The 18,889-nt window shown below is 55.9% G+C and carries 10 protein-coding genes and 1 tRNA gene; 4 read left to right on the forward strand and 7 right to left on the reverse strand.

Features of this window, described 5'->3' with window-relative positions:
* Positions 1 to 427 precede the first annotated feature (427 nt).
* A tRNA-Thr gene (locus tag OZX62_RS00410) sits at positions 428 to 501 on the reverse strand.
* Positions 502 to 1,028: 527 nt separating this feature from the next.
* On the opposite strand from OZX62_RS00410, the gene OZX62_RS00415 reads away from it, so the two are divergent.
* A complete protein-coding gene (locus OZX62_RS00415) occupies positions 1,029 to 2,024 on the forward strand; it encodes a DsbA family protein (protein ID WP_277176096.1) in 996 nt (331 codons plus the stop codon).
* Between the two features lie 319 nt (positions 2,025 to 2,343).
* On the opposite strand, the gene OZX62_RS00420 is transcribed toward OZX62_RS00415, so the two are convergent.
* The 6 genes from OZX62_RS00420 to OZX62_RS00445 all read right to left on the reverse strand — a co-directional run bounded on the left by OZX62_RS00420 (position 2,344) and on the right by OZX62_RS00445 (position 11,745).
* Entirely contained in the window at positions 2,344 to 3,300 is a 957-nt protein-coding gene (locus tag OZX62_RS00420; protein WP_277176097.1) for a thioredoxin domain-containing protein, read from the reverse strand.
* A gap of 252 nt (positions 3,301 to 3,552) precedes the next feature.
* A complete protein-coding gene (locus tag OZX62_RS00425; protein ID WP_277176098.1) occupies positions 3,553 to 5,901 on the reverse strand; it encodes a protein kinase in 2,349 nt (782 codons plus the stop codon).
* A 379-nt stretch (positions 5,902 to 6,280) separates the two neighbouring features.
* The gene (locus OZX62_RS00430) at positions 6,281 to 7,120 is read right to left on the reverse strand and encodes a histidine phosphatase family protein (RefSeq protein WP_277176099.1); all 840 of its coding nucleotides are present in this window, start codon (positions 7,118 to 7,120) and stop codon (positions 6,281 to 6,283) included.
* A gap of 423 nt (positions 7,121 to 7,543) precedes the next feature.
* Positions 7,544 to 10,183, reverse strand: a complete 2,640-nt coding sequence (locus OZX62_RS00435) for a glycoside hydrolase family 2 TIM barrel-domain containing protein (protein ID WP_277176100.1) — start codon at positions 10,181 to 10,183, stop codon at positions 7,544 to 7,546.
* A 22-nt stretch (positions 10,184 to 10,205) separates the two neighbouring features.
* Positions 10,206 to 10,559 carry a hypothetical protein gene (locus OZX62_RS00440; RefSeq protein ID WP_277176101.1) on the reverse strand — a complete coding sequence of 118 codons (354 nt, stop codon included), beginning with the start codon at positions 10,557 to 10,559 and terminating at the stop codon, positions 10,206 to 10,208.
* Positions 10,560 to 10,779: 220 nt separating this feature from the next.
* Positions 10,780 to 11,745, reverse strand: a complete 966-nt coding sequence (locus OZX62_RS00445) for a hypothetical protein (protein ID WP_277176103.1) — start codon at positions 11,743 to 11,745, stop codon at positions 10,780 to 10,782.
* Between the two features lie 607 nt (positions 11,746 to 12,352).
* Between OZX62_RS00445 and OZX62_RS00450 the strand changes: the two genes are divergently transcribed.
* The 3 genes from OZX62_RS00450 to OZX62_RS00460 all read left to right on the forward strand — a co-directional run bounded on the left by OZX62_RS00450 (position 12,353) and on the right by OZX62_RS00460 (position 18,721).
* Entirely contained in the window at positions 12,353 to 15,283 is a 2,931-nt protein-coding gene (locus OZX62_RS00450) for a glycoside hydrolase family 3 N-terminal domain-containing protein (RefSeq protein WP_277176104.1), read from the forward strand.
* A gap of 418 nt (positions 15,284 to 15,701) precedes the next feature.
* Positions 15,702 to 18,149: a glycoside hydrolase family 3 C-terminal domain-containing protein gene (locus tag OZX62_RS00455; RefSeq protein WP_277176105.1), complete on the forward strand. Its 2,448-nt coding sequence runs from the start codon at positions 15,702 to 15,704 to the stop codon at positions 18,147 to 18,149.
* Entirely contained in the window at positions 18,146 to 18,721 is a 576-nt protein-coding gene (locus tag OZX62_RS00460; RefSeq protein WP_277176106.1) for a GtrA family protein, read from the forward strand. The genes OZX62_RS00455 and OZX62_RS00460 overlap by 4 nt, the downstream gene beginning before the upstream one ends.
* Positions 18,722 to 18,889 lie beyond the last annotated feature (168 nt).

Below are 18,889 nucleotides of genomic sequence, written 5' to 3' on the forward strand. Positions count from 1 at the left end.
GTATCTGGGTTATGGAGTCAAGATTTCGCAAAGAAAAGTACGGCGAACAGTACCTATGAAGGTTGTAAAAGTTAAAGCCGTTTAAGAAGGGAAAGGGGCGGGAGAGAAGGGGATATTCCCGCCCCTAAAGGGCGAAGCAAATTGGGGGAAGTTTCGCCCTTGGACGCTGCCCTCATATGGAAGAGGGGCAGCGCTTACTTACTCGAGCACGAGTAATACAGTCGGCGCCTCCTTCACGCCGGAATCGTTGTGGACGTAAGGTTTGCGAACCGCCACAACGCACGCAACCCACTTTCGTGGGCCATACAACAAATTCATTACCGCTTCCATTGGCGCGCACCGCCCGCCTCAGCCGCGAACAATGCCGACACCAATAACCTCAACCGCAAACTGCTTAATCGTCTCTCACCGCAACTTCGCACCGGTGAGCCTCCTGTCGGGATCGAACCGACGACCTGCCGCTTACAAGGCGGCCGCTCTGGCCATCTGAGCTAAGGAGGCGTTGGTTTCGATCGTAACCGACAAAACCAGACAGACCATTACTTTAACAGCAAGGCTCGATTACCTTGACGTGCCTAGGGTTTTGGCTGACCAGTGGAATTCGTGCCGATATTTTTCGCAATACAAACGTTTTGTGAACGATGTTACTTAAAATGATATTTGTTTATATGGTATAATAACATAAAACGTTATATGCGAATCCTCGTCCGGAAACTTACGCGACTATCAGATGGTAATAATTACTGATATAAATGGATTTCCGGACATTTTTATCATTTTACGTCACATAAAATTAAGTTGCGTTTTGCGCAAAACGGCTTCGCTAAACGAGAGAGAATTCGCCGGCTTTTGACTCTTGTTATACTCTTAAGAATGCTGCTTCTTGCACATCTTGGTCGGCATTGCACTTTTGGGGAATGCCGCACGGCTTGTTGGGGGTAGGAATGTTAGGACATAATCAGCCGGCGTCCCGTAAGGTGCCGGTAAATGGACAACGTTGCTAGCGCAAAGAGTATAGAGGATGGGGTATGGCTCGGCATACACGCAATGGCTACTCATCGACGGCAGCTAATACTTCTTGGTATGGAGGCGTCGACGCCGGTGATTTGTTGCTTCAGGCGCGTCGCGCCCAGGAAGCCAAGGAGCGCAAGCAGCGTCGTATCATCGGATTCGTGGCTTTCGTCATCGTCGTCATTTTCGTGGCCGTTATCGGGTTGGTCAGCTATCGTTCCATTGCCAAGCGCAATGCTGCACAGAATATTACTGAAGACCAGGCGTACGCGACCTTGCAGAACGTCAAATTCAAGCCCAAATTCACCAACGACAAGGGCGGGATACTTTTTTCGAATGCCGGTTACGGCAAGAAAGCCGCCAACGCCCCGACGCTGGAAATCTATACTGACCCGATGTGCCCCGGATGCGCCGTCCTGCACCAGCAAATGGACGCGACGTTCCGCTCGATGCTCGATGCCGGCCAGATAAACCTTGAAATTCATCCGGTGACGTTCCTTGACAATATGTCGACCGATCACTATTCATCGCGTGCTGATAATGGTGTGGCCTATATTTCGTCCAACGACCCCAATCCCGACCATTTGCTTGACTTCCTGACCAATATCCATTCCGATAGTTTCCAGCCTGAAGAAGCCGCCAATTACCAGCCTGTGAGCAACGAGCAGCTGCAACAGCAGGCCGTGGCTTCGGGCGTTCCAGCGAATATCGCGGCGAAGGCGTTCGGCAGTGAATACGAGCCTTGGCTTTCGGCGGCCGCGCAATATACGCTGCGTCGGCCTGAGCTTAAAGACATCGCCGGGCAGTTCAAGGGCAAGCTCACCACGCCTGTGGTGGTGATCAATGGCAAGATGCTCGATATTTCGGGGATTTCCGACATCGGACTCACCTATAAGGTGGCCATTCTGCAGTCCATCGGCCTTTCCAATGAGGATATCGGCAGGGTCGGCGCGCAACCGGCCATCGGCAGCGACGGCAACCCGACGTTCCCGAAGACCCAGCCCACTGCGTGAGCGTGAGTTATTAGCTCTGATCTGATTGATTCGTTGCGGCTTGTCAGCGACAGCTTTCTTGCATGAATCCCTCTGAAAACTAGAAAGATTCATGCAGTGGTCGTCAGTTCAGTGGTCGTCAGTAATTACCTTCTAGATGAATAAGTCGAGATGCTGGAAAGCAGTCAGCGGGCAAGCCTTCAAGGTTCCGCTTCCGAGTTACCTGTCTCAATAAACCCAGTCAGTGAAACGAAACCGGCGGCAGACCACACATCAATAGTGTGTATCTGCCGCCGGTCTTAAGCTGCGAATGTCGCGAAAGTGACTTGCCTGTCCCTGCTTACTTCAGCGATTCAGGCGCTCCGGTGCCGATTGCCGGCATGACGCCCTTTTGCCCGACCTGTGCTTCCTTGATGCCCAGCGACTTCAGCAGAGCCTGCTGCTGAGAGATGCCCAGCTCGGAAACCTGGGTCATATCCATCAACTTGCCGTTGATGGTCACGGCCGGGGTGCTCAGCTGGCCGGAATCGTTCAGAATGTCTTTGCGCCTGACCGTGTAGTTGTATGACGCTTCGAGCCACTTGTTGTACGTGCCGTTGAACGCCTTGGACATCACATTCTTCGAAACCCCGGCTGCCACGGCCTGCGCCTGGATTTGCTCATTGCTGGTTGGCTTGTACTTAGCGCCTTCGTCGGGCTGGTAGTCCTTCTTGTAAAGGTTGCTGACAAAATCAAGCAGGTGCTGGGGGTTCGAATCATGGCTGGCGACGTAGAGAATCGCGCCGGCTGCGCGCGTGGAGTACTGGTCGGTCGAATCCGCGTCGAGGAAGTTCATGACGTGGTAGACGAGATTGATCTGGCCGGAATTGACCATTTTATCGAGGTCGGAATCGATTTGGCGGTGCATCGAGCCGCAGCCGGGGCAAAGCGGATCCATGAAAATCTCGACGGTCGGAGCTTTCTCGACCTTCTTGTCGTAGCCGTACTTGGAAATGAGGATGCCGCCCTTTTTGTCGATGTGCTTTGGCTTGGTTTTCACCGACTGTAGCGAGGTGTAAGAAGCGTCGGCGGTGACCTTGTTCGCCTCGTTCTTCTTGATAATCGAACGGAGGCTAATGATAGCGATGATGGCGACGAGCACGAGGATGATGGCCACGACGAGCGCACCGATGAGCGTCTGCTGCTTGCGTTCCTTGGCCGCGGCCTCTTCCAGCGCCTTCTGTCGCGCCGCTTCCTCGGCTTGGCGCCTGGCTCGTGTCTGGCGTTTTTGCGCTTTTTTATTGCCCTGTTGTGCCATGTGTCCTTCTTTGTGATTGCAAAATGCTGCCAATCGCCGGTTCGTTCACCGTATAGCGACTAAAGCAACCAACGTACTCAAATAGACTTAATGCTCTCTTATTTTGCACGTATGGGTGGATGAAATAGCCCGAGAGCTGAGTGTGTTGGCAGTTTATTACAGATATTGATACTATGTCTAATTATCTTTCGGTTTGGCTTGGGTTTCTGCCCGGTTTCAGCTACTGTTTATTCGCATTTATTGATAACCGTATTATAGCTGGGGATTGGGGAGCGGTATCCAGTTGATTTGGTGATCGGTGAGGGCAAGCGCCAGTGCCGCAAGCGCTGCTATCAGCCAAATCGCGAGAAGTACCCAGCGTCGGAGCGAATGGCGCTTCGATTTCGTATTGGCCATATCGTCTTCATCGTCGGCATCATCGTAGGTTTCGTCAATATTGTCGATATCATCCGCAATATCTGCATTGGATGAATCATCTTCGTATCCGTTGCCCGCAGGATTCGCGGAATAAACTGCGGCGTCCGGTTCGGGGTAAGCGGCTCCGCGCAGGCGGCCGGCACCGATGCGCAGCAACGTGGTCTTCGGGCCGAAAACGGCGACCAACCAGGCGGCGGCCATGAATATCGCCAGCGAAAGGCTTGAATAAGAGAGTGAAAAGTCCGCAGGCAACGGCAGCGGAAGGTGCCAGGAACCGAAGGACGGCGTGATCATGTGCGTGGGAAGTCCTGAAACCAGATTCACGACCACTGGGCCGACGCCGGCGATGACGACGAAAATCAGCGCTCGCGGAATGGTGAAAATAAGGGCTTTGAGGGTGTGCCAGGGCAGTCCGACCACGCGCAACGCCGGGTCGCCGCCCTTGCGGATGCCGCCGCGGCGACCTTCGCGTTCGAGCTGCCCCTCTTCGCTGTAACCCAGCGTCAGCAGGAACCAAAGTAGGGCCGCGGCGCAACATATCGAGACGATTGGCTCCGAGGCCGAAAGCAGGGCGAACGGAATTGTCAGAAGCCACAGCGGCAGAATCGAGCGTGAAAGCAGCTTGCCGCGCCTGATGTCTGCCGGGTTCGCCGCCGGCTGTGCGACGGGCTGAGCAAGCTGGGCCTGTTGTGGCGGATAGTCTGGCTGCACGTTCGGTTGACCATATATATATGGTGCGGGATATGGAGCTCCGTAAGCGGCGCCCTGGGCTTGTTGCTGCCCTGCGAACTGAGGCGTTGGCGCGACAGTGAGTGGCATCGTGGCGTCGTCGGGCTGCTGTGCGGTTTGCAGATTCGAAGCGGGAAGGCGCGATGTCTGCTCGAGGCTTTGCGTCATCGGCGCGCTAAGCGGCATCGTGGCAGTGGCGCTGGCTTGCGGCGAATTCGGGAAGACAGGGGCGCTGTCGGTCCAAGAAGCTCGGGGATTATCCGAGGTTTTGCCCGGAGAGTTTGAATCAGGCCGAGGCGTTTGGCCAAAAGGGGGCACCACCCCTTCGGGATTATCGTGGCTGTTTCCGCTATTACCGGCACCGTTATTGGCATTCGTGCCGTAACCGTTCATGTTGTTGGTGCTGCCGAATCCGTTGGCTGGGCCATTGATATTGTCGTTGTCATCTTCGTCGTCCAGCTCGCCGTTTTCGAAGGGATTGAGTGCGTCGAGCGTGATGGCTTGCAGCAATTGGTCGGGGCTGCAGCGTTTGGTCGGATCCGGGTCGAGTGCGCTGCGCAGAGCATTAAGCGTATTGGACGGAAGGCCGGAAAGATTGGCGTTGCCGCTCGCCTCGCGCTCGAGCACCGCCATCATCGGTTTGCTGCCGAAAACCGGTCGGCCGGTCGCCGCGAAGGCGATGACGCTGGCGAGTGACCACCAGTCGGTGGCTTCGTTGCTTTCGGCGCCGTCGATGATTTCGGGGGCGATGAAGCCGGGCGTGCCCATCACCAAGCCGGTACGGGTGACGTGGCTTTCGCCGGCGCTCATGGCGATGCCGAAGTCGACCAGAACCGGGCCGGCCGCCGAGACCATGACGTTGGTCGGCTTGATGTCGCGGTGAATGATGCCTTGCGCGTGCACCGCGCGAACGGCATCGATGAGTTTTGCGGCAAGGCGCTGCAGGTCGTCGCCGACGTATCGTCCGTTCGCCGCCACATCGTCACGCAGGTTCTTGCCCTCGATTAGTTCCGTGACGATGAAAGCGAGGGAATCGTCGAGCTCCATGTCGACGATGGCGCAGACGCCGGGATGGTTGATTTTACGCATGGCCACCGCCTCGCGCCGCATGCGCTCGCGGGCCGTGACGTGCGGGTCGTGGCTGTGATGATGGTGCTGTTGCTCTGCGTTGCCGCCCGTAGTGTCATAACCCATGGAGCCGTTGCCGCTGTTGCCGTCGCTGTTTCCGTAACTTCCGGAATCATCTTCCGCCGACGTATCGCCGTTTTGATAACCGCCTCCGGTTTCGCTGTCGTCCTTGAGCGAATCCCGCAGGATTTTCATCGCATAAACTTGCCCGCCGTCGTCGCGCACGCGCCAGACCGAGCCCATCGCGCCGCCGCCCAACCGCGAGATCAGCGTGTATCCGCCGACGATCTCCCCAGGTTCCAGGTCCAACGCGTTCAAGTCGCTCATACTTCAATACTACTTGAGGCGTGGCACGTTGCTGCTCGACTGTTGTATCGCATTACCGTTCGGTCGCCGCGTCGTCTTGGTCTGGCCTTCGTATGTGCACTTTCGAGACGCTACTGTCAAAAAATTGCAAGCTCCTTCAGCCAAAGTGTGCTTTCAATACGCTAGTGTCCAGAAAGTGCGAAATGGATCAGCTAGAATGCATGTTTCGTACGCCAGCGTCTAAAAGGTGCATGTTATCTCAGTTAGAGTGCATGTTTTGTACGCCAGTATTCAGAAGGTGCAAGTTAGCTCGTGCAAGGTGCATATTTGGCACGTCAACATGCAGAAAGCGCACTCTAGAAGTTCTAAAGTGCACTTTCTTGACGCTAGGGTATGCGCGTTATGCGGCCTTTTTGCCAGCATCGTAATACTTCAGGCTGCCGATGTCGCCGACGACCGCGAATTTCCCGTTCTTGTAGGTCAGCTTGGTGACCGAATCGTTCTTCAGCGGGCCTGCGTTGTTCGGAATCTTCTGCGCTTCCAGGAAGAGGCTGATCGACATTCCGGAGCTCACCACGAGGACGTTGCCGCCCTTGTCCCCTTGTTTCTTGGCGACTTGGGTCAAGGCCGCGCTCATCCTGTTCTCAACGGTTTCGGGCTTTTCGGCACGGAATTGCGCCGGCAGGTCGGTATTCAGGCTGTTGGCTTGGTCGAGTTCGTAATAACCTTCCTGCATCTTGCTCATCATCTGATTGCCCGCGCCTTTCATGAAGTCCTGCGCGTTCGCGTACCCGAAATGCTGCGCTATCGCGGGTATCGCCTGGCCTTGGTCCGGCAGGCCCTCGTAGCTGCCATAGTTGCATTCGCGCAAACGTGGGTCTATCTGTAGCTTGACGTTTTTGTTGCCGGAGGCCTCCAAGGCACCGTTCGCGGTCTTTTCCTGCCTGGTCAGATCGCCGGAATATGCGGCTGCAAACTTCACGTCTTTCAGCCCTTTGCCGAGGTATTTGGCGCCATCGACGCCGTTTTGTGTGAGTGTGAAGTCACTCCAGCCCTGAGCTCTATGCATTACATTTGCCATAGTTTCACCGTGACGCACCAAGTAAATGGTCGTGGTCTGGGTGGCCGCCGTAGCTGGTACCGGGGCGCTCGCCTTCGTGTCGGAGCCGCACGCCCCGGCAAGGCAGATGAGTGCGATGGCCGCCGGCATGGCGATTGCTTTCGCTAAGGTTTTGTTCATGGTATCCCTTCCTTCTCTTCGGTTTCCCGCGTAACTTCGTTGTGAATAGTGCGGGGTGGGCGATACGGCTTGAAAAGCTGCCGTTCGTGTGTCCAACGATGGATTGCCGGATATGTTCGGCGCGAGAATGCAGCTATCAAGCTGTTCTTATTGAATTATAATTATCGTAATATAATATCATGGGATTGAAATACGACATTTTTGCGTGTCTGCTTCGTTTAAATAGGTAAATTGTCCTACCTTGGCGGGAATGCAAATTATTTTCCGTCTGTGTCCGGTTTGTTCGTTTGCGATATGAGCGTATCAAGAAATTACCGGACAAAGCGGCGGTTATGAACAGCTCTTTACAGCGGCTAATGGGCAGAGCCCGTATGTAGTGGGCCCTGATTGCAAGATATCTGATACTGAAATGCGCGAAGTCCGTTACGCCATTTTGATGGTGAGGCTGGTTTTTAGCTTGCCGTCGGTGACGTTTAGGATTACTGGCGATTGCTTAGCGTCGGATAACTGGGTTTCTTCTGCGGTAGGCATTTCTATAATCGCAAGGGCTTCGCCATAGTAGGTATCGGTGCGGCCGATGACAAAACTGCCCGGGTTGAAGGGCGCGGCGCTGCCAAAAGCAACCAGCCTGCCGGCGCTAACCGTGGCGTTCAATATGCCACGTTCCAGCGGTTTGGTGATTCCTGCGGCATCAGTATAGCGCACGCGCACGTAGGCCAGGTGCCCGGGGCGGCAGGTGTCGGATGAGGCCAAGTCGCGTTTACGTTCCGTCGTATCTGTATCCATCGAAACGGATTGAGATTCTTCAAAACCGCTTTCGGGCTCCAGAGAAGAGGTGAGCTGGGTCGCGCCTTGGGCACTGGCCAGTGTGCATCGGCCGATTTCCGTGCTGCTTGCATCAAAGCTTACGGCCTCAAGCGTTCCGGGTTGGTATTCGCAACTGAATCGCGCAAGACAATCGTTGCGCAATGTCTTGCGCCCGATTTCCTGTCCGTTCAATATCAGGGCGACGCTCGCCGCGCGCGCATAGACCTCCACGCTCGCCTTATGCCCTTCGTAGCCATCCCAGCTCCAGGACGGCGTGGCGTTGGTCATTCTCCAAGCGCTCGGGGAATGTTTGTCGCCCGTATGGTTCACTGGCTGCACTGCAAGGTAAGGACCCTGGTCCTTTTCAAGCGCGACACGGGTATAGAGAGCCTCGCCTGTCACCCTTCCCGTCAGATCGAGACGGCCTGAGCCCGCAGTGAGCCAGCCAAAACTGTTTTCCGCAGGTGCGTAATCTTTGTATTCCCAAGCTCCGACGCCGGTTTCGCCCATGTAATCCATGCCAGCCCACACGAAGTCCCCGATAAGCCGTGGGTTGCTTTTGGCCAGTTCGCGGAATTGGTAGGCATCGCTGCAGAACGTTTCGGAACCGAGGATAAGCCGATGCGGGTAGCGACGCAGGTCTTTGCGGTAGCGTTTGATGCCGTAGTTGTAGCCGGCGATATCGAGCTGCGCGAACGCGTCGCGGGTCTTGACGTCGCAGGCGTGCAGCGTGGCACCGGTTTTCATGAAATCGGCGCCCATGATTCCTGCCAGATTATTGAAGAACTCGCTGCCCACCGCTTTGTGTTTGGGTTTTGCCTGTCCGTTTTCGGAGGTTGAGGTCATGCACGCTCCCGGCACAATGGCAGCGTTCTCTCGCGAAAGCTTGGGTGCGCGCTCACCGGATTCTGCTTCGACCTCTTTGCGTGCTTTCTTGTCGGAATAGACGCCGAAACCGATCGAGCTGAGGAAATTGAAGAAAATATTGATTCCGCAGGTCACTGGTCGGCTGGGGTCGAGGGTGTGCAGCAGGTTCACCATGGATCGGGTCAGCGCGATGCCCTTCTTTTCAGCGGTTTCGCTGACCTCATTGCCGATTGAATACATTATGACGCTGGGATGGTTGCGGTCTTTTGAGACCATGGCCGTCAGGTCGTCGCGCCAATTGGCTGAGAAGTAACCGACATAGTCGTAAAGGGTTTTGTGAATGTACCAATGATCGATGTATTCGTCGAGAACGAGGATTCCCAGCTCGTCACAAGCCTCGAGAAACACTTTGGAACATGGGTTGTGGGCTGAGCGTATGGCATTGTAACCTTGCGCTTTCAGTTCTTCGACTTTGCGGCGTTCGGCATCGGGGAACGCGGCGGCGCCCAATATGCCGTTGGTGTGGTGAACGCAGGCGCCCTGCATGATGGTGCGTTTGCCGTTGATGAGGAATCCGTCGTCGCCCCAAGCCAGCGTGCGCACGCCGAAACTCGTGCTGGCGATGTCGACGTTGTTTGAAGCGGCAGCGTTGTTGGCAATGTCTGTAGCGGTTTCGATGTCAGGTTCATGGCCTTCGGCCTGATAGCTTACTTGGCAAGTGTAAAGATTGGGATGTTCTGGACTCCACAATTTCGCATCGGGGATGTCTAGTGTGACGGTCGCGTTGCCCTGTTCGTCGATTTCGCAATCGCTTGATGCCACAGCAGGAGTTGGCATTGACTTAGCCATCGATGTGTCGGCAGTGCTCTTCCCCTCGAGGATTTCGATATGCGCTTTGCCGGGGCCTGTGGTCTGTAGCGTGACTTCGATTTTCGCCGGATTCGTCGATATCGTGCGTACCCCGATGCCTTCGAAGCCGATATGCTCGCGCGGCCCCGTCCAAAGCGTGACCGGGCGATAGATGCCAGCCCCGGAATACCAACGGGAGTTGGGTTGGTCGGCATTATGAGCCACTACCCGGATTTCGTTGTCCTCGCCGATGGTGACCAGATTGGTGACATCAACTGTGAACCTGCTGTATCCATAATCGCAGGAACCGGCCTTCTGCCCGTTGACAAAGACTTCGGCCAGCCGATAGACGCCTTCGAACTCAAGGATGATGGCATCGCCGCGCAGGTCTTCGCCGGGAGTGAAGTGTCGGATGTATTCGTAATCGCGTCCGTCGAACCATCCGGTGTTGGTGCTGCCGGGTGCGTTCTCGAATCGGGGCTCGTAAAGCATGGCATCATGCGGCAGCGTCACCGGCGTGAACGCTTCGTCGCTGCTCAAGTGTCGAACCCGCCAGTCCGTGTTAAATCCCGTTGGCTGCATAGATGCTCTTTTCTGCTATGTCTATAGATACTACTGTCGCCGCAATCTGAAGGATCGGCGCACCGCTTTCGATTCCTGCGCGCGCAGCATGGATTTGGGTTTCATTGCGATAAAAACCGAATGTAGCTGCAAAGATGCTGCCAAAGTCTGCGTTCCCGTCGGAAAAGTGCAACTTACCGCGTCCAAAGTGCATGTTTTTGACGTTGGTGTCGAGAAAGTGCAACTTAGTTGACGTAAAGTGCATGTTTCTGACGGTACTGTCTAAATAATATAACTTAGCTCTGTAGGCTGCAGGTTTTGTATGCTGGCGTGTGAAAGGTGCGTTTAAGCGCATGCAAAGTGCTTATTTTGTGTGGTGGCGTGTAAAAAGTGCACTTAGGAAGTCGTAAATTGCACTTTTCTTACGCGAGATAAGTGCACGGCAGAGTCGGGGATTGATGGTTCTGAGGCGTTAAAGAATTTGCTGATGGTCCGCCGAAGTTGCCGATGGTTTGGACGGGTTTGCAAGTGACTTCGGCGAAGGCTGCTTGTGATTCAGCAGAGATTACCACGAATCAGCGAAGGTCGAGCGCCATCGGCACCCCGCTGTTGAGCAGTTTCTGAATGAGAGACCTTGGCTGCCTGACCTCTTCGTAATCCGTGCGCAGAATGGTGGTTACGCCCGCACGCCGCAGTGCGTCTTCGCGCCTTCGCTTCTCATAGACTATCTGTCGGGTTTCATGCCCATTTGTCATATGTTTGTTCGTGTACTTTTCCATCCCGTCGTATTCGAGAACGATGGCTTTACGCTCGTATTTCCACAAAAAATCGGTTCGAAAAGTGCGCTTCGGATTCGCGGGATCATGGTATTCATGCTGTAATTCGGGCCGCGCAAAACCGGCATCGAGAATTACGGCGCGGCAGAACGATTCACCCCCGTTCTCACTTTTTTCGTCCGCGTCGCGTAGGAGTTTCCGCACTGGTGAGCAATCTTTATGCAAGCCGGCACAAGTTTTCTCCACGTCCTTAGCATTTACCATTCCGGAGCGTAATGCGGAATCGAAAATTCCTAAAGCTTTCGCATAGGGGTATCGCAGACCGCAATCTACCAGCGTTCGTTCCGGGGAAGTGACACGGATTCCGTTGTGGACAACGTACGTTAGAGGATGCACGTATATTCTTTCGCAAGTTCCCTGTCTGCGTTTTGATATCGCTTCTTCCGTGGCGATTTGCACGTGTTCCATCTCGGCGTTGGACCAAGGGCATTCAAATCCCAGCACTCGTGCCGCTGTCATCGCGCCGAATATTCTTTGGGGATATTTGATGGCCAATGTACGCGTCAAGTGCATAGCGCGTTCCTGCGGATTAAGCGAGTTATAATATTCGCTTCGTGCGTAGACGTTTGGGCACAGGCGAACATACTCGTTGACGCGCCAACGTTTGCGCATAGCCCGCTTTTGGTTCGGTGTCGTCCCGAAGAAGTAGCGCTGGCATTGCTCTGCGTTATCGGCGATTCGTTCGATTTCCGGATTGCGTCTCATGGTATCGACGCTAGACGGCGAATGCGGGGCGAGGCAAGCCGAACAGGGTACTGTGGTCGAATGCTTGGGGTTATCCACAAACCCGGGCGTGTCGCGGTTGGTTTATCCACAGCATCTTTATCGCTGTTAGTGAGCAAAACATGCACTTTAGCTGACGCAAGTTGCACGTTTTTTACGGTGCTGTCAGAAAAGTGCAACTTAGTTGACATAAAGTGCATGTTTTTGACGTCATCGCTAGATAAGTGCAAGTTGGCTGTTGCGGAGGCATATTTTATATGTTGGCGAGCGAAACGTGCACTTTAGGGGTCGTAATGTGCATGTTTTTGACGGGACTGTGCGAAAAGTGCGGCATAGTCGACGTAAGTTGCATATTTTTGACGGTGGGGACAGACTCGCGCGGGTCGGCTGCAAAACGTGCACGAAAAATGACAGGCTGAGCCGCAACCTTGAGAATTCGAGATTGCCATTACACAATGAAACTGTGTGAATGTAGCATCGTCGCATGGCTTTGTTCGAAGTTGAGCGAGTAGATGTGGTTGTTACGTCAAATGAGACGCGGTGGCCATTACGCATTCATGATATGTGAAACATAAAGAGAGGACTTCTCATGTTGCAGATCAACATGGCTGATGTCGTCAACGTCATCAAGTCGCTGGTGCCCTACCTGGTAGTCATCGGTGTCTTGCTGATTCTGGCCATTATCATCAGCGTCGCCGTCAACAAGAAGACGGTGCAAAATACCGGAACCCGCAAGCTCGTGCACAGCGAGACGTGGCTGGTGGTGCTGGTAGCCATCGTCGCGGCGGTTTCCATGATGCTCACCGGCCCGATGTCCACGTTGCTCAACAACGTGACTTCCAAGAAATACGTGCTTTCGCAGGACACCATCAGCCGGGCCAACAAGCTCGCCGAAGAGGTGCAGAGCGAAGGTATCACCATGCTGCAGAACAATGACTCCAACCTGCCGTTGAGCAGCAAGAAGGTCAACGTCTTCGGCTGGGCCTCCACCAACCCGATCTATTCGGGCTCCGGCTCAGGCGCCATGAACACGCAGTACAAGACCGTCTCCATCCTCGAAGGCATGAAGAACGCCGGTCTTGAGACCAACAGCAAACTGAGCAACATGTACGTCAAGTACGCCAAGGACCGCCCGCAGCCCAAGGTGATGTTCGCTCCTGAATGGGACCTCCCCGAGACCCCGATTAAGCAGTATCCGGCTGACATGATGAGCCAAGCCAAGAGCTTCTCCGACCAGGCCGTCGTGGTCCTGGCCCGTCAGGGTGGCGAAGGTAACGACCTGCCCAGCAACATGAAGGCCAAGGGCGTCCCCTATCACAACAATTCCAAGGATTACGAGGACTTCAAGGACGGCCAGTCCTTCCTTGAGCTCGACCAGTCCGAGAAGGACATGCTCGACGCCGTCACCAAGAACTTCCAGAACGTCACCCTCGTCTACAACGGCGGCAATGCGTTCCAGTTCAGCTTCCTGAAGGATTATCCGCAGATCAAGTCCGTGCTGTGGTGCCCGCCTGCCGGTCAGACCGGCTTCACCGCGCTTGGCAAGGTGCTTTCCGGCGCCGTCAATCCTTCGGGAAAGACCTCCGATACCTTCCTGCGCGACCTTCACAAGTCCGTGAACGTCAACAATTACGGCGATTTCCAGTACAACAACGTCGACCAGTTCATCCAGAAGGTTCCGGACTTCACCGGCAAGCTGCAGACCATCAAGCCGACGTTCGTCAACTACACCGAAGGCATCTACCTGGGCTACAAGTTCTATGAGACCGCCGCCAAGGAAGGCCTCATCAACTACAACGACGTCGTCCAGTTCCCGTTCGGCTACGGCATGAGCTACACCAAGTTCAGCCAGAAGATGGGCAAGGTCGACCACGCTGACGGCAAGGTTTCCTTCGACGTCACCGTCAAGAACACCGGCGACAAGGCTGGCAAGGACGTTGTCGAGTCCTACTTCGACCCGCCGTACACCAATGGTGGCATCGAGAAGGCTTCCACCAACCTGGTGGCGCTCGGCAAGACCAAGCTCCTGAAGCCCGGCGAATCGCAGACCGTGAAGATCTCCTTCAAGGACGACGACATGGCTTCCTACGATTCCAAGACCGCCAAGTCCTACGTGCTGGAGAAGGGTGACTACAACATCTCCATCAACTCCGACGCGCATACGGCGATCGACCAGCAGACGGTCAATATCCCGTCAACCATCACCTATAACAAGTCCAAGACCCACGCGGGCGACAAGACCGCGGCCACCAACCAGTTCGACAATGCCGCTGGCGACGTGACCTACCTCTCCCGCAAGGACCACTTCGCGAACTATCAGACGGCCACCGCCGCCCCGACCAACTTCGCGATGAGCGACAAGGCGAAGTCCGAGTTCGTCAACAACGGCAACTACAAGCCCGCCGACCACAACAAGTCCGGCGACAAGATGCCGACCACGGGTGCGAAGAACAACGTGCGCCTGGCCCAGCTGCGCGGCAAGTCCTACGACGATCCGGAATGGAACAAGCTGCTTGACGAGCTGAGCTTCAACGATATGGACAGCCTGATCGCCAACGGCGGTTACGGCACGCCTGCGGTGGACTCGATCGGCAAGATCAAGACCACCGACGCCGACGGCCCCGCAGCCCTCAACAACAACTTTACCAAGGTCGGCTCCATCGGCTTCCCGGCTGAAGTCTCCTTCGCCTGCTCTTGGAACAAGGACCTCAACAAGGAATTCGGCAAGATGATCGGTGACATGGCGCACGACATGCATGTGGACGGCTGGTACGCCCCGGGCATGGATACGCACCGCAGCCCGTTCTCCGGCCGTAACTTCGAGTACTTCTCCGAAGACGGCGAGCTCGCCGGTGCTCTGGCCGCAAGCCAGATTCAAGGCGCACAGTCCAAGGGCGTCTATGCCTTCATGAAGCAGTTCGCGCTCAATGACCAGGAAACCAACCGCACCAACATGCTGTGCACCTGGGCCAACGAGCAGTCGATTCGTGAGATCTACCTGAAGCCGTTCGAAATGGGCGTCAAGACCGGTGGCACCACCGCCGCGATGAGCTCCTTCAACTACATCGGACCCACCTACGCGGGCGCCAACAGCGCGTTGCTCAACTCCGTCCTTCGTGACGAGTGGGGCTTCCACGGCTTCGTGGTGACCGATTACTTCGGTGTCTACGGCTATCAGAACGCTGACCAGATCATCCGCAATGGCGGCGACACCATGCTCGCCACCACCAAGGTGACCAACCACATCACCGACAAGTCCGCGACCTCCGTGATCGCGATGCGTCAGGCTTCGAAGAACATCCTCTACTCTGTGGCCAACAGCTGGGAGTATCAGAATGGCGAGCCGAAGACCGCCACCCCGGTCTGGAAGACGGCTATGTACGTCGTCTGGGCCATTGTCGCGGTGCTTTTCGTCGGTCTTGAAATCGTTGCGATTCGTCGTTACCTCCGTCGGCGCAACGAGGCCAAGGTCTCCGTAACCAGTGATTCGGCTGATGCCGCGAACTCTGACGAAAAGTGACCTCTAAGCGGTTCCGTTGATATGAAAATGTAGCACTAAATCATAACGCGGAATCGCTCGGGCGAAGCCTCGTCGTAGCAATTGCGGCGGGGCTTCACCACCCTCTTCGTTTCCTCTATATGGCGGCAGAATATAGAACGAATATATAAGGAATATAAAGCGAATATACGGGTATATAAAGGTTTGCGCAGCGGCGTAATTATCAGTACGCCAATCGTGCGAAAGAAATGACAGCTTAGGCTTTTGGCGGTCTGGGCTATGGAAATTATTGGTTAAATAGACTTGCTATTGGTGGATTGTATGCGAGGCGGCACAAGCTGTGCAGCGCCGCATATATGTGCCAACCAACGTTCAAGCCGGGCTTGCGTGACGAAACGATGAGACGGCAGAAACGCCAGGATTTTATATAAGGAGGACCATGGAACTCGAGGAACTTAGCGTTACAGAGAAAGCGGCGATGCTTTCCGGCGGCTCCGAATGGGACTCGCGCGGCAACGAGCGGGCCGGAATTCCGAGCTTTGTGATGAGCGACGGTCCGCACGGCGTGCGCCGTCAGCTTGGAGCGGGCGATCACCTAGGTATCGGGGCTTCCAAGCCTGCTACCTGCTTCCCCACCGCCGGGACTGTGGCCAATTCGTGGGACCCGGAGCTGGCCGAGGAAATGGGCAAGGCGCTCGGGCGCGAGGCGCACGATCTCGATGTCAACGTGCTGCTCGGACCGGGCATGAACATCAAGCGCAACCCTTTGTGCGGCCGCAATTTCGAGTACTACTCCGAAGATCCGCAGGTCGCCGGGCGCATGGCCGCAGGCTTGGTCAAGGGCATCCAGAGCAATGGCGTTGCCTCCTGCCCGAAGCATTTCGCGGTCAACAGCCAGGAGCTGCGTCGTCAGGCCTCCAATTCCGTGGTCGACGAACGCACGCTGCGCGAGCTCTACCTGACCGGTTTCGAAATCATGATTCGCGAGGCGCGTCCTTGGGCCATCATGACCTCGTACAACCAGATCAACGGCACCTACGCTCACGAAAACAAGCATCTCTTGACCGAAATCCTGCGTCAGGAGTGGGGTTTCGACGGCACGGTCATCTCCGATTGGGGCGGTTCAGATTCCGCCGTCGCCGCGGTGAAGGCCGGTGGCTCGCTCGAGATGCCGTCTCCTGGCTACACTTCCGTGCGAGAGCTGGTCGGTGCCGTACAGGCCGGCACGCTGGCCGAGGCCGATATCAACGTCCGTGCCCGCGAGGTCGCCAAACTCGCCCAGCGCACGCATTTCGAAGGTGTGGGCCGCGATGATCTGATGGCCGATGACGTGGCCAAAGATCACCATAACGTTGCCCGTCACGTCGCTGAAAATACCAGTGTGCTGCTCAAGAACGGCAGCGCAGACGGCAAGATCGCCCCGGTTCTTCCGTTGAAGTCCGGTACTCGTGTGGCTGTTGTCGGCGATATGGCCGAAACCGCGCGATATCAAGGTTCCGGTTCCTCCAAGGTCAACGCGACCAACGAGGAAAACCTGCTCGACCAGTTGAAGAAAATCGATGGCGTTGAAGTCACCGGTTATCAGCAGGGCTACGAGCGTCATGGCGGCAAGAACAACGTCCTGGTCGAGGATGCCGTCGCGCTGGCTGCGGCCGACACCACTGACGTGGTCATCGCCGTTGTCGGTCTCGACGAACGCAGCGAATCCGAAGGTCTTGACCGTTCCACCATGGCCATTCCTGAAGGTCAGAACGACCTGGTGAAGGCGCTCGTCACCACTGGCAAGCCTGTCGTTATTGTGCTTGTTGCCGGCTCCCCCGTCGAGCTGCCTTGGTTTGACGACGTTTCCGCGCTCCTTTATATCGGCCTTTCCGGCCAGGCTGGCGCTTCGGCCACGGCTCGTGTGCTCACCGGCGCGGTCAATCCTTCCGGCCATCTCGCCGAGACCTGGCCGATCAAGTATGAAGACGTCCCCAGCTCCGGCTGGTACCCGGCCATCGGCCGCGACGCCATCTACCGCGAGGGCCCGTTCGTCGGCTATCGTTACTACGAGACTGCTGGCGTTCCGGTGCGTTTCCCGTTCGGCTATGGCCTGAGCTACAGCACGTTCACATATTCGGATTTGACCAGTGACGAAAACGGTGTCACGTTCACGGTGACCAACGATTCCGACATCCCGGGAGCCACCGTCGCCCAGATGTACGTGCGCGCTCCGGTCGGCGGTGCGATGCGTCCCGACCGCGAGCTCAAGGGCTTCAAGAAGGTCTTCCTCGATGCCCACGAAGCTGCGACCGTCACCATTCCGTTCGACCGCTATACGTTCCGTCATTACGATGTTGTGCCCGGCACTTGGAAGACCGAAACCGGCGAACGGGAGATTTTGGTCGGCGACAGCGTTGAAAATCTGCCGCTTTCGACTAAGCAAATGATTCAGGGCGACATTGATCTCTGCCCGCCGAACCCGGTGCTTGGCCACTATCTCAAGGGTCAGGTCAAGGATGTCACCGACAACGAGATGACGGCCCTCTTCGGCCACGGCGTGATTGCTCCCGGCAAGACCGTCGTCTTCGGCGAGAACGACCCGATTTCCTCGTGGGCGGATTCGCGTGGTTTCGTCGCGCGTACCGTCGCCAAGGTGCTGACCAAGAAAGAGGCCAAAGTCCGCCAAAAGACCGGCCAGCCTGATCTCAATATTCTCTTCATCCTGAACATGCCGCCTCGTGCGATGTGCAAGATGACGCAGGGCATGATCGACTCGGCGATGGTCCAGGCCGTCGTCAAGATTGCGAACGGCCACACCTTCCGTGGTGCCGGTTCGTTCATTGCCGGTTATTTCCGCAATATTTCCGCCAACAAGCGCGTAGCGAAGGAGCTTGAAAACAAATGAGTGACAACAACAAGAACGAAAGCGCCCAGCAGGTCGAAGGCAAGGGCTTCATCGCCGCCTGCAAGCGCCTGATCAACAAGTATCCGAACCTCTGGGAGTTCATCAAGTTCAACGTGCTTTCGAACATCTCGACCATCACGCGTTTCGTGGCCGTGTGGATTCTGACCGCGCTGTTCGTGCACGCCATGCACCTGACCCAGCCGTTCAGCTTCCTCATCTTCAACTACTCGAAGCCCAGCACCAACGGTCTCGGTGGCTTCCTTACCTTCCTGATCGCCGAAATCTGCGCACAGGCCGTCAACTTCGTGGTGCAGATGAAGTGGGTCTTCAAGTCTGACGCGAGTTTCAAGTCTGCCGCGTGGAAGTATGCGATCCTGGCCATCATCATCGTGGTCTGCGGCCTGCTGCTGCCTGGCTACATCACCACGCTCTGCAAGGGCTTCGGCTGGAACGATGCCATTTCCTCCACCCTCGCCTCCGTGGTCAACACTCTTTTGGCCGTCATCATCAGCTACCCGCTGCTGAAGTGGTGGATCGCCCCCGCCAAGAAAGGCGATAAAGCCGAGAAGTAAGTAGCGCTCGTAACGATTTGTCACGGTCATTTCACACAGTCAATTGACTGTGTGAAATGACCGTCTGATTATGTAGGAATAATGAGTGGCTACGGGCTAGTTTTAGGATTCCTCCAATTCCGCGGTTTCCGGAACCTATCTGCTGATGAGCGAAGTCGCTTTCGGCAA

The sequence above is a fragment of the Bifidobacterium sp. ESL0690 genome, from assembly GCF_029392315.1.
Taxonomy (GTDB): Bacteria; Actinomycetota; Actinomycetes; order Actinomycetales; family Bifidobacteriaceae; genus Bifidobacterium.